This is a genomic window from Paenibacillus sp. JT22N12 (assembly GCF_056269365.1).
The window spans coordinates 117,274-131,600 of the sequence record NZ_JBWDNU010000002.1; the positions used below are offsets into that span (position 1 = coordinate 117,274).

At 51.5% G+C, this 14,327-nt stretch carries 15 protein-coding genes; 13 read left to right on the top strand and 2 right to left on the bottom strand.

Annotated features, from left to right (window positions below):
* Nucleotides 1–75 precede the first annotated feature (75 nt).
* Nucleotides 76–1,050 (bottom strand): NAD(P)/FAD-dependent oxidoreductase, encoded by a 975-nt coding sequence (locus AC0YOA_RS06170; protein WP_475786616.1) that lies wholly within the window; start codon nt 1,048–1,050, stop codon nt 76–78.
* A 324-nt stretch (nt 1,051–1,374) separates the two neighbouring features.
* On the opposite strand from AC0YOA_RS06170, the gene AC0YOA_RS06175 reads away from it, so the two are divergent.
* Both AC0YOA_RS06175 and AC0YOA_RS06180 read left to right on the top strand, forming a co-directional pair.
* Nucleotides 1,375–2,568 (top strand): NAD(P)/FAD-dependent oxidoreductase, encoded by a 1,194-nt coding sequence (locus AC0YOA_RS06175; RefSeq protein WP_475785889.1) that lies wholly within the window; start codon nt 1,375–1,377, stop codon nt 2,566–2,568.
* Entirely contained in the window at nt 2,568–2,825 is a 258-nt protein-coding gene (locus AC0YOA_RS06180) for a hypothetical protein (protein ID WP_210038413.1), read from the top strand. The genes AC0YOA_RS06175 and AC0YOA_RS06180 overlap by 1 nt, the downstream gene beginning before the upstream one ends.
* Before the next feature lie 159 nt (nt 2,826–2,984).
* On the opposite strand, the gene hemQ is transcribed toward AC0YOA_RS06180, so the two are convergent.
* The gene (gene hemQ, locus AC0YOA_RS06185) at nt 2,985–3,728 is read right to left on the bottom strand and encodes a hydrogen peroxide-dependent heme synthase (RefSeq protein WP_475785890.1); all 744 of its coding nucleotides are present in this window, start codon (nt 3,726–3,728) and stop codon (nt 2,985–2,987) included.
* Between the two features lie 173 nt (nt 3,729–3,901).
* On the opposite strand from hemQ, the gene AC0YOA_RS06190 reads away from it, so the two are divergent.
* The 11 genes from AC0YOA_RS06190 to AC0YOA_RS06240 all read left to right on the top strand — a co-directional run bounded on the left by AC0YOA_RS06190 (nt 3,902) and on the right by AC0YOA_RS06240 (nt 14,320).
* A complete protein-coding gene (locus tag AC0YOA_RS06190) occupies nt 3,902–4,207 on the top strand; it encodes a YuiB family protein (RefSeq protein ID WP_379113955.1) in 306 nt (101 codons plus the stop codon).
* 138 nt (nt 4,208–4,345) lie between these two features.
* On the top strand, nt 4,346–5,896 hold the full coding sequence (locus tag AC0YOA_RS06195) for a replication initiation and membrane attachment family protein (protein ID WP_475785891.1): 1,551 nt from the start codon (nt 4,346–4,348) through the stop codon (nt 5,894–5,896).
* Between the two features lie 25 nt (nt 5,897–5,921).
* Nucleotides 5,922–6,875, top strand: a complete 954-nt coding sequence (dnaI, locus tag AC0YOA_RS06200; RefSeq protein WP_475786617.1) for a primosomal protein DnaI — start codon at nt 5,922–5,924, stop codon at nt 6,873–6,875.
* Nucleotides 6,876–7,078: 203 nt separating this feature from the next.
* Nucleotides 7,079–7,441, top strand: coding sequence for a hypothetical protein (locus AC0YOA_RS06205; RefSeq protein WP_475785892.1), 363 nt, complete (start codon nt 7,079–7,081; stop codon nt 7,439–7,441).
* Nucleotides 7,442–7,733: 292 nt separating this feature from the next.
* The gene (locus AC0YOA_RS06210; protein ID WP_475785893.1) at nt 7,734–8,228 is read left to right on the top strand and encodes a cation:proton antiporter regulatory subunit; all 495 of its coding nucleotides are present in this window, start codon (nt 7,734–7,736) and stop codon (nt 8,226–8,228) included.
* Nucleotides 8,229–8,232: 4 nt separating this feature from the next.
* The gene (locus AC0YOA_RS06215) at nt 8,233–9,471 is read left to right on the top strand and encodes a cation:proton antiporter (RefSeq protein WP_475785894.1); all 1,239 of its coding nucleotides are present in this window, start codon (nt 8,233–8,235) and stop codon (nt 9,469–9,471) included.
* Between the two features lie 58 nt (nt 9,472–9,529).
* Nucleotides 9,530–9,994, top strand: a complete 465-nt coding sequence (locus AC0YOA_RS06220) for a hypothetical protein (protein WP_475785895.1) — start codon at nt 9,530–9,532, stop codon at nt 9,992–9,994.
* A 354-nt stretch (nt 9,995–10,348) separates the two neighbouring features.
* The gene (locus AC0YOA_RS06225) at nt 10,349–11,488 is read left to right on the top strand and encodes a sulfate ABC transporter substrate-binding protein (protein ID WP_475785896.1); all 1,140 of its coding nucleotides are present in this window, start codon (nt 10,349–10,351) and stop codon (nt 11,486–11,488) included.
* A gap of 24 nt (nt 11,489–11,512) precedes the next feature.
* Nucleotides 11,513–12,358: a sulfate ABC transporter permease subunit CysT gene (gene cysT / locus AC0YOA_RS06230; protein WP_210038420.1), complete on the top strand. Its 846-nt coding sequence runs from the start codon at nt 11,513–11,515 to the stop codon at nt 12,356–12,358.
* 13 nt (nt 12,359–12,371) lie between these two features.
* Complete coding sequence (cysW, locus tag AC0YOA_RS06235) at nt 12,372–13,259, top strand: sulfate ABC transporter permease subunit CysW (protein ID WP_475785897.1); 888 nt, start codon at nt 12,372–12,374, stop codon at nt 13,257–13,259.
* The gene (locus tag AC0YOA_RS06240; protein ID WP_475785898.1) at nt 13,256–14,320 is read left to right on the top strand and encodes an ABC transporter ATP-binding protein; all 1,065 of its coding nucleotides are present in this window, start codon (nt 13,256–13,258) and stop codon (nt 14,318–14,320) included. The genes cysW and AC0YOA_RS06240 overlap by 4 nt, the downstream gene beginning before the upstream one ends.
* The last annotated feature ends 7 nt before the right edge of the window (nt 14,321–14,327 follow it).

The window sequence follows — 14,327 nt, forward strand, 5'->3', positions numbered from 1 at the left end:
CTCTTATCCCGGGAACCATCGCATACGATGCCGCCCGCTTAAGTCTGGATACCCTTATATAAGGAATTGAAGGCTCTACAACTTCATGTTGCTGCTGTGACCAGGCGACAGCTTCGCATTCGGATCAATGTACACCTTCGCATTGTTAATGGCAGTGGGAGCTTCTCCGAAGCCTACCGCGATCAATTTGAGCTTGCCGGGATAGGTAGTCACATCGCCTGCGGCAAAGATGCCGGGGACGCTCGTTTCCATGCGGGAATCGACGACAATCGAGCCGCCCTCGATGTCGATGCCCCAATTTGCAATGGGGCCTAGCGAGGAAATAAAGCCGAAATTGACAATTACGGAATCGACAGGCAGTTCTTTGATTTCTTTGGATTTTACATCCTGCAGTGTAATGCGCTCAATTCTGTCTGCGCCGTGCAGAGCGGTAATTTCATAAGGAGTCAGCACCTTGACTGTCGAATTCATCAGATTGTCCACACTATGCTCATGGGCTCGGAATTTGTCGCGGCGGTGAATGAGCGTGACGCTGGCTGCGACAGGCTCCAGCATAAGCGACCAGTCCACAGCGGAGTCGCCGCCGCCGCTGATCAGCACATGATGTCCCTTGAACTGGTTTAAGTCACTGATGAAGTAATGAAGATTGTTTCTTTCATATTTAGCCGCTTCAGGCAGTTCCAGCCGGCGTGGCTCGAATGCTCCGACTCCCGCTGTAATGATGACGGCTTTGGCGAAATGGGTTGTTTTGTCCGTGACAATTTCAAACAGCCGCTCCTCGCGTTTGATCACTTCCAGCACTTTCTCCTCCAGACAAACAGAGGAACTGAAATGGCTCATTTGCCTTTTGAGCTGTTCAACGAGCTCTCCTGCCGTAATTTTGGGAAATCCGGCAACATCATATATATATTTCTCAGGGTAAAGCGCAGCGAGCTGGCCGCCGAGCTGTGGCATGCTCTCAATGATTTTGACTGATGCCTGGCGCATTCCGGCATAGAACGCTGCGAACATACCCGCCGGACCGCCGCCTATGATGACTATATCGTTCATTTGTTCGGTTTCATTTGCTTGAGACAATGTTTGTCACCTCCAGATTTAGTTTGTCCATTCAATCATTATAGCTTTTCGTAAAGAAGGATGGAAATAAAAAAATTGTATGTTATTCTAAAGTTTTTCGTATATTTTACCCTTGAAAACTTGTTAAATAATTTGTATCATGTGAGGTATTAATAAACGAATTGTCGAATTCATAATAACTGTCATAAAAGCGTCTCTCAGTCAGCAAACTAAAGCAGGATGAAATTTTAAATTTTTGACTGGGTTTGTGTGATTTTTCACAAAGTAAAGAGAAATAAGAATGGATGGGATTTTGCGATGAGTAACATACCTAAGATTGTGATTCTGGGGGCGGGGTATGGTGGGATTTTGACCGCTCTGCGTCTTCAGAAAGAATTAAATTATAATGAAGCTGACGTTACGCTTGTGAACAAGCATGACTATCACTATTTTACAACGCATCTGCATATGCCGGCTGCCGGAACGGACAAAACGGAGAACGCGCGTGTGAGCATCTCCAAGCTTATTGATGAATTCAAGATCGATTTCGTAAAATCGACTGTCGTGCAAATCCGCACACAGGATAAAAAAGTGATTCTCGAGGACGGAACCTTGTCGTACGATTATCTGGTCATCGGCCTCGGCGGCGAGCCGGAGACCTTCGGCATCCCCGGCATGCTTGAGCATGCCATGAATATCCGCAGCATCAACTCGGTTCGTCTGATCCGCGAACATATCGAATATCAGTTTGCACGCTACAAACGGGAGCCGCACCGCACCGATTATTTGACGTTTGTTGTCGGCGGAGCGGGTTTTACCGGTATCGAATTTGTCGGCGAGCTTGCGGACAGGCTGCCGGAGCTGTGCAAGCAGAACGATGTCGACCCGTCGCTTGTGAAGCTGTACAATATCGAAGCGGCTCCTACCGCGCTGCCGGGCTTTGATCCGGAGCTGGTGGAGTACGCAATGGAAGTGCTGACGAAGAAAGGGGTCACCTTCCGGATCGGTACGCCGATCAAGGAATGTACGGCTGATGGCGTCATTGTCGGCGAGGGCGAAGAGATCCGTGCGGCAACGGTCATTTGGGCCGCAGGCGTAAGAGGCAACCGGCTGATCGAGGAAGCCGGCATCGAGACCATGCGCGGGCGCGTGAAGGTGGACGAGTCCCTGCGTGTCGTGAGCCATGAGAATATTTATGTGATCGGCGATAATTCCTTGATATTTAACGAGGAAGGCCGTCCTTATCCGCCAACCGCCCAAATTGCGATGCAGCAGGGAGTTGCCTGCGCGCATAATCTGGTTGCCTCCATCCGCAACCAGCCGCTCAAGAAGTTCGAGTTCAAGAACAAGGGAACTGTCGCATCGCTTGGCAAGGGCGAGGCTGTCGGCATCGCTTTCGGCAAGAAGTACAAGGGCTCCTATGCAGCTTGGCTGAAAAAGATGATCGATATCCGTTACTTGTATATAATCGGCGGAATTCCTCTTGTGCTCCGCAAAGGGAAGTTTCTGTAATGCGCCACTGCAGCGTACAGGTTCGCGGGCTGTTGACGCGTGAGGAGCTGGATCGTTACAACGCGCTGATGGAGGTCGGTTCTTTTCTGGAATCGCAGAGCCGGCATGATTTGTCCTATACGGTGCAGAAGGAAGTGGACCTGCTGATTCTTCCGGCCATTGAGCGGCTGAAGGAGAAGGGGCGGGAACGCGACCGGCAGACAGAGGCTTATCTGGAGGCGAAGCGGATTCTCGAAGAGGACAATGACGAGGATTGACCCGGGTGCCGCATAGCGTACGAGGTCTGATGAATATGGAAACAGCAAAGCGGCCAGTGCATCTTCTTGATGCAGCTGGCCGCTTTTATAATGGTTCAAGGAGAAGGGTGCAGAGGCGATAGGGGCTGGGGAGCCTGCTCTTATCGCTCCCCTGGGCAGCTATTTGAGCAGCTGGCCCAGTTTCTCTTCAGTGAGCAGGTTGCCGACATAGAAATCGCCAAAGTCGCCGTAGCGCGCGCTAACCTCGTCGAAACGCATTTCGTAGACCAGCTTCTTGAACTGCAACGGATCTTCCGCGAACAGCGTCACACCCCATTCCCAGTTGTCGAAGCCGACAGAACCGGTAATGATCTGCTTGACCTTCCCGGCGTACTGGCGGCCGATCATGCCATGGCTGCGCATCATCGTACGCCGCTCATCCATGCCAAGCATGTACCAGTTGTCATTGCCTTCGCGGCGTTTGTTCATCGGATAGAAGCAGATGTGGTTCCATTTGGGCAAAATGGGCTTAAGGCGCGCCATAATGTCCGGATTTTGCATAGGATCAGTTCCCGGAGGCGCCATGTAGTTGCTCAGCTCGACAACGCTGACATACGAATACGCAGGGTACGTAAACTGGGCAAAAATTGATTTGTTGAACGCCGTCTCGATAGTGTTCAGCTCTTCCAGCGTCTCGCGGAGATGCATAAATACCAGATCGGCCTTCTGTCCGATAACGGAATAGAAAGCGGTGCTGCCTGCTTGTGCATCCTCCAGAGCCTGCCATTCCTTCATATACGAATACAGCTCGTCCATTGCCACTTGGCGCACGCTCTCATCTGCAGCTTCCCAGGCCGTCCAATCGATCGAACGGAAATCATGCAGCGCATACCAGCCTTCCAGCGTTTGGGCTACTTCACTCATCGTCTATCCACTCCCTCAAAGGTTGTCTATAGCTTCAATAAATAGTCGTGTTCATTGTATCGTACCGCAGCAAAGGAGCGCAAATGACGGACTTGTGACAACATGGCGAATCAAATTGACTTCCTGCGGGCCATCTACTACACTAATCGTAGCGAAAGGGGAAGACGACTTATATGAACACAGATGTGGATATTCTTCAGCTCGTCATTGCAACCGTATTATTCCTTGTGATGATGTTCGGAATCGGATTCATTTTAAATATGCTGCTCAAGACGACATGGTTTCCCATTTACATGTATGTGATCGTGCTCATTCCGATCTTTATCTGGCAGACCTGGGATGATACGAAGTCGTTTGCAGGCAACTTTTCCGCCTTTACCTTCGTCGATATCCTGCCCGCAATCGGGGCGCTCATCGGCGCTTATGTGAGCGGTGCAACGATCAGGGCGCTGCGGCGGGGCGGATATAAAATGTTCTAGAATTCCCTCATTCGGGGGAATTTTCTTTTTTTAGCGTCCCTAAACCGGTCCTTAGATGTGTTAAAATAAATGAAAGTCTACTAGTGATGTTCAAAAAGATTTTGAACTCGCACTATAACTCGGATGGAGTCGAAAAAAATGCGGATGGGAAGCTTACATCAATTCACGGAGCATCATCGCTATTACATTTTTCGCGATTTTTCACTGAGCGCGGTGGATCGCAAAATGATCGGCCTGATCTATCAGCCGATGATCGGCGCATTTGCTGCAGGTCTCTATCAACAGCTCTATCAGCAGGTAGCCGACGATCGCGTCGGCTATTCGCCCCTTGAGCCGCAGCGCAAGCTGTTTCTGGGCCTGGGGCTGGATATGAATGAACGCGGACGCCAGGAACTGGTCATTCACTCCTCTCGCCTGGAAGCGGTCGGACTTCTTCAAACCTCTCAGCTGGGCGTTGTGGACAACGACGATGTGGTATATGAATATGAGCTGATCAAGCCTTTGTCGCCGGATGAGTTTTTCGGAAGTCCCCATCTGACGATGCTGCTGCGCGACAAGGTCGGGAAGCATTCCGTTATTGCGCTGCGCGAGTCGTTTTACGCCAAGGAAGCGGACGAGCTGGCGGGAACGGAGCTGCAAAGAGAGAATTTGACGGTTCCCTTTTACGAGCTGTTTCGTTTAAATACACAGGGTATTGATCTGGAGCTGGAGCAGGCGCTTACGGAAGTGGCGCCGACCCGGCAGGCCCAGCCCAAGGCCGCTCCGGAAACGGCGGGCATCCAGTACGGCGAAATCATCATGAGATTCCCCCGCAACTCCTCCAACAGGGGCTTCGTGGAGCGCCTGCGCGGAGATGATGAGAAGCTGGCTCAGCTGAACTACATCGCCTACAAATATGGCTTGACTGTCGTAGATCTGTGCAGGCTGCTGGATGAGGACGATGTGTTCGGCCAACGCGGCGAATTGATGATTGATGAGCTGCAGCTGCGAGCAAACCAGATGTACCGCCAGGACCGCAAGCGCAATGAGGAGCGTCAGCGTATTTTCGGACGTTCCCAGCCCTCGGAGGCGGCAGAAGCGGAGCAAAGCAGACAAACGGGCGACGATGCGGCTGGGGATGAGCCGCCGGATGAAATCGGCGTCCTGGCAGAGTTTTATATGGAAGTGCCGGTGCAGCTGGAAGGACGCTGCGATATCCATCAATATAATATGCTGATGCGTAATGAGCCGCATACCCGCTTTATTGCCCGCTTCTTCCCCGGGGCGGTGCCGGAATGGATTATTCGCGTTTTCGAGGTAATCGATCTGAATTATCGGCTGCACGGCTCAGTCATTAATGTCCTCATTCATTATGTACTGGGAATGAATGATTCCCAGCGGGTTACGAAGACCTACATAGACGCCGTCGCTTCGAATATGCTGATGAAACATGTCGATTCGTTCGAGAAGGCGGTTCGTTACGTGCAGGAGCAGATCAAGCTGGAAGCAGACAAGGAACGCAGGCGGGATAATGGCGCAGGCGCGCCTTCGGGCGGCGCACGGGGCGGTTCGCAGACGGGGATACGCGGAGGGGGAAGGCGTAAGCCCTCGATATCGATTATTCAGGACACGCCGGATTCTGAGGCTATATCGCAAGAGGAGCTTGAGGAGATGCGGAAGCTTGCGCGGAAGCTGGACGGCAAAACGTAAGTAAAGAGGTGAGTAGACAATGGCAATGGAATCGCTAGGCGACCTTCTGGGCCAGTGGCCCGGCGGAAATGAGGCGCTGCAGCAGGCGGACCGGCTGATGAACGATCTGCTGGAGGAGCCTCTGGTGCAGCGGCTGCAAAGCAAATATCCGGAGCTCAGCCGCGAGGTGCTGCGGCTTAACTTGAACAAGGTATATCAATATACGACGGAATACCGGAACTGCTCGAATTGCCCGGGACTTGAACGCTGCCCCAACGATTTTGAAGGGCATTATACACTGCTTTCCTGCGAAACAGCCGGGAATCTGGTACAGCTGAACGAACGCAAGGTAACCTGCAAGAAGCTGCTGTCGAAGCAAAGCCAGGATCTGATCCGCAGCCGGGTCCGCAGCTTCTATGTGGACCAGACAGCCTTGTCGCGCGGCTACTCCGCTGACGAGATTCTAACCAATGATCTGGAGCGGATGAAGGCTGTCGGCCAGCTGATGAAATATATCGATCTGACCAAGGAGCAGGGCCTGCAGAAAGAAGGATTATATTTGGCAGGCATGTTCGGCACCGGGAAGACCTTTCTCATGTGCTACATGCTGTATGAGCTAGCCAAGGCGGGCTACTCCGGTGTTATCGTTTATATGCCTGAATTTGTCGAAGATTTGAAGTCGCTGATGCACGAGCCCGGCAAGCTCAAGGAAACGGTCGACGTGATGAAGGAGACGGACCTGCTGATCTTCGATGATATCGGGGCGGAGAATCTGAATCCATGGGTCAGGGACCATGTGATGGGGGCTATTCTCAACTACCGGATGGACAGAAAGCCGACTTTCTATACCTCCAATTATAATCTGGACGCGCTGGAGCAGCATTTCAGCTTCACCAACAAGGATGGCGATGAGCTGCATAAGGGACAGCGGATCATGGACCGGATCAGGCATTATGTTCAAATTGTTCATGTCAAGGGTCATAACAAGCGGGCAAAATAAATCTAAGTAAGCCGGAAGGCGGGCCAAACCGTTTTCCGGCTTTTTATTATAGCGATATCGGGAGGCAAAACCTGTCGATAATAAGAAAAATATATAGCATAGTTTTGAAAAGTAATCAATATCAATAAAGCTTCAAAATTTGAAAATTTGACTGAATTATGCTATAATAAGGCTGTAATCTGGATAAAAGGAGGTGAAGTTGTATGTTCTCTCAATATATCTCGATGAAACGCTGGATTTCACTAATTTTCCTCGTTATTTTCACCATTTTTTCAATGCCTACCACCATTACGGAATCCACGGCAGGGGAAACGACGCGAACAGTTGTATCCGCGGGCATGGAGAATAAAACAAACCGGATCTCGGTCAGCCACAGTCATATCTCCCTGGGGGAGAAAATGCGTCTTTCTACGCTTGTATCCGCCTTGTTCTTTGCTGTGAGCTTGTTCCTCAAATCGACCGTTCGCGTACCCATCGGGACACATGTCTCCTTTCACCCTCTGATTGCTCGATATTTAACCCGCTTGCTGCTGTTCCCCATCAAAAAGACATCGCTTATTGTGTAAGGCAGCCCCAAGTACCTCCCCCTATTAACAATGGAAATCTTCAGCCTGTTCAATCAGTCCAATTCTAATTTGTGAAAAAATGGCTGCATCACGCCGTATTATTTGCTGTGTCCGGAAATCACTCCATTTCACACGAAGCAATTTCTTCCGTTTGCTTGTCCGTTTAATTGAAAAACGGTGACCGGGGGCGTGTTTGCTCATGCCCAAAACCAGGACCATAACGTTCAGCGGCAAGAGTGCCGCTTCCCAATAAGCGCATATTGATCAAATTAACAGGAGGGGCTCATCGATTATGAATATACGTGAAACCGATCTTCCCGGCATAGGGAAGAAATTTCAATTGTCCACACGTGACGGAGATCAAATGATTATTATCGTGCACGATGACGGACGAAGAGAATGTTACCATTTTCAAGGTGAGGACATGGATGAAGCGTATTCCCTGATAACGCTCGATGATGACGAAGCGCGACTGGTTGCGGCTATCATCGGCGGGGTGACCTATAAGCCGACAGCCGTAGAGACGATGGAAATGGCATTGGATGATCTGATCATCGAATGGTACCGGATTGAGCAGGACTACAAATGTGTTGGCAAATCGATAGGTGAACTGAACGTGCGCCAGAACTCGGGTGCGACCATCCTTGCAATCGTCGGGAAAAACCATGCAAAATATGTGAATCCCGGACCGGATATCGTACTTCAAGCCGATTCCATGCTCGTTGTGGCAGGAGAGAGGGGGCAGCAGAAATTATTCAAAAAAATGATAAAGAATGGATGTGAATGAACCTATGAACCATATGGTATTTGAGATAGGAGTCGCGATTGCGCTCATTGCGTCGGCGGGATTATTGTCCGCGAAGCTGCGGTTCTCGGTGATTCCTTTTTATATATTGGTGGGTATGGCAGTCGGCCCCCATGCCATTCAATTCTGGCATATTGATTTAACCTTTATCTCAAGTGCGCCTTTGATTGAATTTTTAGGGCGTATCGGCGTCCTGTTTCTACTGTTTTACCTGGGGCTTGAATTTTCCGTGGGACGCCTGATTAAATCGGGCAAATCGATTGCAATCGGTGGAACGATCTATATACTGATCAACTTTACGCTTGGTCTGCTGTTTGGCTGGGCGGCGGGTATGCCGCTTCTTGAGGTGCTGATAATCGCAGGGATTACGACGATTTCCTCCAGCGCCATTGTGGCCAAGGTGCTGGTCGATTTGAAACGGACGGCCAACCCCGAGACCGAAATGATTCTGGGAATAATTATGTTCGAGGATATTTTTCTGGCGATTTATATTTCGATATTATCCGGTCTTGTACTCAGCGACTCGTCTTCAATCGGCGGCATTGCACTCTCCGCGCTGATCGCGCTTGGTTTTATGCTGCTTGTGCTGGTGGCGGGACGCAAGGCGGTTCCGCTGCTGAACAAGCTGCTGAATATCCGCTCCAATGAGGTATTCCTGCTTGTTATCTTCGCCATTCTGTTCCTGGTCGCGGGTTTCTCCGAGACGATCCATGTGGCGGAAGCGATCGGCGCACTGCTTGTCGGTCTGGTGCTTGCAGAGACGGAGCATATGAAGCGGATAGAGCACATGATTTTGCCTTTCCGCGATTTCTTTGGCGCCATTTTCTTCTTCAGCTTCGGTCTTACGATTGATCCTCTCACATTGGGCGGGGCATTCTGGTTGTCGCTGGGAGCGGTTCTGGTGACGCTCGCCGGGAATTTCGCAGCCGGCATGTGGGCGGGATACAGCGCGGGACTCTCACCCAAGGCCTCGGTGAATATCGGACTTACGATTGTAGCGCGCGGCGAGTTTTCTATTATAATGGCGAATCTGGCGAAGGCAGGGGGACTGCTGCCCATCCTGCAGCCGTTCGCAGCGTTATATGTGCTGATATTAGCGGTGCTGGGACCGCTTCTGACGAAAGAAACCAAATGGATATACGGCTTGCTGGAACGGACGTTCAAGCTATTCGGCATTCGCCTGGGTAAAGAAAGAACCAAGAAAAGAACCACGCAATCACGTTAATCTTTCAATCTGCCCGTGTGAACATTTTCTTAACCACCTTAATAGGGAGGAAACAAGAATGAGACATGAGACAGTAACGATGATATGCGGGGAAAGAAAGACAATCCGGCCGGACAGCATTCAGCTGACTGCCGCCGCTGTGGGGATATTCATCAGTATAACGGCCATAACAGCAAAGCTGCAGATAATGTTTTTTGATCATGGCTGGGCATTGTTGTTCGCGGTAGTATTCCTGCTGTCCTATCCGCGCTCGCATCGTTCCATGTATACCCGCATGATGTGGATCAGAAGCAGCCGCGCCAATGAGATTGAGGACGCCATTATGGAGGCGGTCGGACGCGGGGTGATCCGAATTCCTATGGACAGCCGGGGGGATCAAAGCATACAGCGGATGAAACTGGTGATTTACCGGCTGGAGGAGAGAACGCTGAAGGATCTTGTGTATACCATTGATTCGGCAGCTGAGTGCAGGGTCGTCCCAGTCTATGAATGGAAGAGGGGAGACCGTCAGGATTTGCGTTAGGGCTCCCGCCTGAATACTTGGGAACAAGCACGCAGGATTCTGGAGAGCCTACCATAACTCCATTATCCAGAAGAGACTTCAATTACCCGACTAATCAGGTGATTGAAGTCTTTTTCGTTTCCATTAGGGCAGGGAAACCAAAAGTTTGGACGGTTAGACAGGTATAAGCAAATATTATCGATCATATCAGAAAAACCGAAAATTAGTCTTGACACATAAGGGTGTCCGTTGTTATCATTTCATTCATAACCAACTAAACAGGTAGGAATAGATTTGATTTTGCGACCGGAACAACCGGAGTGAAACGCCTTTTTCATTTATCTGTCAGTTTGAAACCAAGGGGAGTGCTTTAACATGACGAACATGACAAAGAAAAAACGTTTACCGGTACAGCTATTATTTATTTTGGTCATTCTGGCGGTTGCGCTGGCTGGCTGCGGAGGCAACTCCAACACGGGGAATACAGAGAATAATACAAACACTCCGGCAGCAAATACCCCTGACAACACGAGCGCAGCTCCTGGCAATACAGACACCACGGCTGCTGAGCCCAAAGAGCCTGTAGAATTATTGAATGTCTCCTACGACCCTACCCGCGAGCTTTATGAAGCTTATAATAAATTATTCGCTGATCACTGGAAACAGGAGACCGGCCAGGTCGTGACGATCAAGCAGTCGCATGGCGGTTCAGGCACACAAAGCCGCTCCGTAGTCGATGGGCTGAAAGCCGATGTCGTTACACTTGCTCTTGGCTATGATATTACCGCTATTCAGGATGCCGGACTCATCCAACCCGACTGGCAGAAGGAATTCGAAGAAAACAGCTCACCATACACCTCCACGATTGTATTCCTGGTCCGCAAAGGCAACCCGAAGGGAATCAAGGATTGGAACGATCTTGTTAAGGACGGCGTCTCCGTTATCACACCGAACCCGAAAACAAGCGGCGGCGCACGCTGGAACTTCCTTGCAGCATGGGGCTATGCGCTGAAACAAAACAATGGCGATGAAACCAAAGCCAAGGAATTCGTAACCAAATTGTTCAAAAATGTTCCGGTGCTGGATTCCGGCGCCCGCGGATCGACCACAACCTTCGTTGAGCGCGAAATCGGAGACGTTCTGCTGGCCTGGGAGAATGAAGCGCAGCTCTCCAAAAAAGAATTCGGCGATGACAAATTCGAAATCGTCTATCCATCTCTCAGTATTCTGGCCGAGCCGCCGGTCGCCATCGTAGACAAAGTAGTCGATGACCACGGAACACGCGAGGTTTCGGAGGCCTATCTGAAATATCTGTACACCGAAGAGGCCCAGAAGCTGGTTGCCGAGAACTACTATCGCCCTCGCATGGCTTCCGTTGCCGAGCAGTTCAAGGATAATTTCCCTGCAATTGAAATGCTGACGATCGACAACGATTTCGGCGGATGGGATGAAGCACAGAAGAAATATTTTGCCGACGGCGGTGTATTCGATCAAATATACACACCGGGCTCATAAGCGCATGACAGGAGCTGACTTCACATGAAAGGTTCCAGGAGAAGAACGAAATCGAGAAGCGTGCTGCCGGGCTTTGGACTATCGCTCGGCTTCACGATCCTTTACTTAAGCATTATTGTGCTGATTCCGCTGGCGAGCATCTTTATCAAGACTTCGGGTCTAAGCTTGGGAGAATTCTGGCAAACGGTGACGAATCCGAGGGTGGTTGCTTCCTATAAGATCAGCTTCTTCACCGCTTTTTTCGCCGCCCTGATTAATCTTGTTTTTGGCCTGCTTGTGGCCTGGGTGCTGGTACGGTATCGTTTTCCGGGAAAAAAGCTGATCGACAGCCTCCTGGATCTTCCGTTCGCCCTGCCGACCGCTGTTGCGGGCATCGCTCTGACCACGATCTATGCTCCGAACGGCTGGATCGGCTCTCTCCTTGGGCCTTTGGGCATTAAGGTGGCCTACACGCCGATCGGCATTACGATTGCGCTGATCTTCATTGGCCTGCCCTTTGTCGTCAGAACCGTTCAGCCGGTATTGCAGGATATGGAGAAGGATACGGAGGAGGCGGCCGTAATGCTGGGCGCCCACCGCTTCAGAACCTTCAGAAGGATCATATTGCCTGAATTGGTGCCGCCGATGCTGACGGGCTTTGCGCTGGCCTTTGCAAGAGGCATCGGGGAATATGGGTCGGTCGTATTCATCTCCGGCAATATGCCGCTCAAGACCGAAATCGCGCCGCTTCTGATCATGACGAAGCTGGAGCAGCATGATTATACAGGAGCAACCGCTATTGCACTGGTGATGCTCGTCGCCTCGTTCCTGCTGCTGCTGCTGATCAACTACCTGCAGTGGCGGAGCAACCGCCACGTTACGGCAGCATAAGGGGGATGGGAAAATGGCAGGAGTCGTTACCGCGCATTTGTCGGATAAAGCGTCCGTTCGTCCGAAGCATATCAACGAGCCGCCGGTTGTCCGGTGGATCCTGATCAGCATCGCATTATTGTTTCTGGCTCTTATTGTTCTGCTGCCGCTGGTCACGATATTTGTTGAGGCCTTCAAAAAAGGCGCCGGGGTGTATTTCGCTTCCATCAATGATCCGGACGCCTTGTCGGCGATCAGGCTGACCGTCATAACGGCGCTCATTGCCGTACCGCTTAACACGATATTCGGCATCGCTGCGGCATGGGCTATCAGCAAGTTCCGTTTCCGCGGGAAAAATGTGCTGATTACGCTGATCGATTTGCCCTTTGCGATTTCCCCGGTTATTTCCGGATTGATCTTCGTCCTGCTGTTCGGGGCAAGGGGATGGTTCGGCCCATGGCTGGACGATCATAACCTGCAGATTATATTCGCACTGCCGGGTATCGTTCTTGCGACAACGTTCGTCACCTTTCCTTTCGTGGCCAGAGAGCTGATTCCGCTTATGCAGGCTCAAGGCGTGCAGGAGGAGGAAGCGGCGGCGAGTCTCGGGGCAAAAGGCTGGCAGATCTTCTGGCGCATTACGCTGCCCAATATCAAATGGGGGCTGCTGTATGGCATCATTCTCTGCAATGCCAGAGCGATGGGCGAATTCGGAGCGGTTTCCGTCGTGTCCGGCCATATACGGGGCGAGACCAATACGCTGCCGCTGCATATTGAAATTTTGTATAATGAGTACCAATTCTCGGCGTCCTTTGCAGTTGCGTCTCTGCTGCTGCTCCTTGCGCTGGTCACGCTGGTCGTGAAGAGCTTCATTGAATGGAGAGCAGCCAGAGAGCAGTCCGATGGGGAGGGTACGATATGAATATTGAAGTCCGCCATTTAACCAAAACCTTCGGCTCTTATGAGGCTGTATCGAATGTCAGCTTCTCGATCAACCGCGGCAAGCTGATCGGTCTGCTGGGACCAAGCGGCGGCGGCAAATCAACGCTGCTGCGCATGCTGGCCGGACTCGAGACGCCGGATTCCGGCGATATCTTTATCAACGGACAGCGGGTCAATGATGTCGCGCCGCAGAACCGGGGAATCGGCTTCGTCTTTCAGAACTATGCGTTGTTCAAGCATATGACGGTGTTTGACAATATTGCGTTCGGGCTCACGATCGGCCGTTCCGATAAGGCTCAGATCAAGAGCCGCGTCAATGAGCTTCTGGATCTGACGGGACTCCGGGGCTTCGAGAAACGCTATCCCCATCAATTGTCAGGGGGCCAGAGGCAGCGGGTGGCATTCGCCCGCGCATTGGCACCGCGGCCGGAGCTGCTGCTGCTTGATGAACCCTTCGCAGCGATTGACGCCAAGGTGCGCAAGGAACTGCGCACCTGGCTCAAGCAGCTGATCAGCACTCTTGGCATCACATCGATCTTCGTTACACATGATCAGGATGAGGCTGTCGAGGTGGCCGATGAGATGCTGATCGTACAGCAGGGAAGGCTGGAGCAGCAGGGCTCGCCAATCGATATCTATACGAACCCGCAGACTGCTTTTGTTGCCGGATTTATCGGGCATTCCACCTTGGTGGAGCAGCCTGCGCTGCTGAGGGGCTTTAATTTGGCGCAGGTTCCGGAAGGCTCCCGCGCCATTGTCCGCCCGGAATTTGTAGAGGTCGGATATGAGCGCGAGATCGCTTTTCCTTCTGCGGCGGAGACAGGAAACGTGCGCCATGTTTTCTTCCGCGGGGCGCATCTGGAGCTTGAAGTACAAGTAGGCGGCAACCGGCTGCTTGCCCATCGTTCGCTGGATCAGGAGCCGCTTCAGCCCGGAGATGAAGTATCTGTTCTCATCCACCGTTTATATGTCGTTTCGGAGCACTCAGCCGTCATGGTGGAGAATCCGCTTAAAATTGATCCGCTGCCGGTTCATATTTAACGGCCTG

Bases quoted from the DNA above. Each gene is read 5' to 3' on its own strand.
- hemQ (WP_475785890.1), bottom strand. From the start codon at position 3,728: ATGAGTGAAGTAGCCCAAACGCTGGAAGGCTGGTATGCGCTGCATGAT.
- AC0YOA_RS06220 (WP_475785895.1), top strand. From the start codon at position 9,530: ATGAGACATGAGACAGTAACGATGATATGCGGGGAAAGAAAGACAATC.
- AC0YOA_RS06225 (WP_475785896.1), top strand. From the start codon at position 10,349: ATGACGAACATGACAAAGAAAAAACGTTTACCGGTACAGCTATTATTT.
- AC0YOA_RS06195 (WP_475785891.1), top strand. From the start codon at position 4,346: ATGCGGATGGGAAGCTTACATCAATTCACGGAGCATCATCGCTATTAC.
- AC0YOA_RS06210 (WP_475785893.1), top strand. From the start codon at position 7,734: ATGAATATACGTGAAACCGATCTTCCCGGCATAGGGAAGAAATTTCAA.
- dnaI (WP_475786617.1), top strand. From the start codon at position 5,922: ATGGAATCGCTAGGCGACCTTCTGGGCCAGTGGCCCGGCGGAAATGAG.
- AC0YOA_RS06215 (WP_475785894.1), top strand. From the start codon at position 8,233: ATGAACCATATGGTATTTGAGATAGGAGTCGCGATTGCGCTCATTGCG.
- AC0YOA_RS06170 (WP_475786616.1), bottom strand. From the start codon at position 1,050: ATGAACGATATAGTCATCATAGGCGGCGGTCCGGCGGGTATGTTCGCA.
- AC0YOA_RS06180 (WP_210038413.1), top strand. From the start codon at position 2,568: ATGCGCCACTGCAGCGTACAGGTTCGCGGGCTGTTGACGCGTGAGGAG.
- AC0YOA_RS06175 (WP_475785889.1), top strand. From the start codon at position 1,375: ATGAGTAACATACCTAAGATTGTGATTCTGGGGGCGGGGTATGGTGGG.
- cysW (WP_475785897.1), top strand. From the start codon at position 12,372: ATGGCAGGAGTCGTTACCGCGCATTTGTCGGATAAAGCGTCCGTTCGT.
- AC0YOA_RS06240 (WP_475785898.1), top strand. From the start codon at position 13,256: ATGAATATTGAAGTCCGCCATTTAACCAAAACCTTCGGCTCTTATGAG.
- AC0YOA_RS06205 (WP_475785892.1), top strand. From the start codon at position 7,079: ATGTTCTCTCAATATATCTCGATGAAACGCTGGATTTCACTAATTTTC.
- cysT (WP_210038420.1), top strand. From the start codon at position 11,513: ATGAAAGGTTCCAGGAGAAGAACGAAATCGAGAAGCGTGCTGCCGGGC.
- AC0YOA_RS06190 (WP_379113955.1), top strand. From the start codon at position 3,902: ATGAACACAGATGTGGATATTCTTCAGCTCGTCATTGCAACCGTATTA.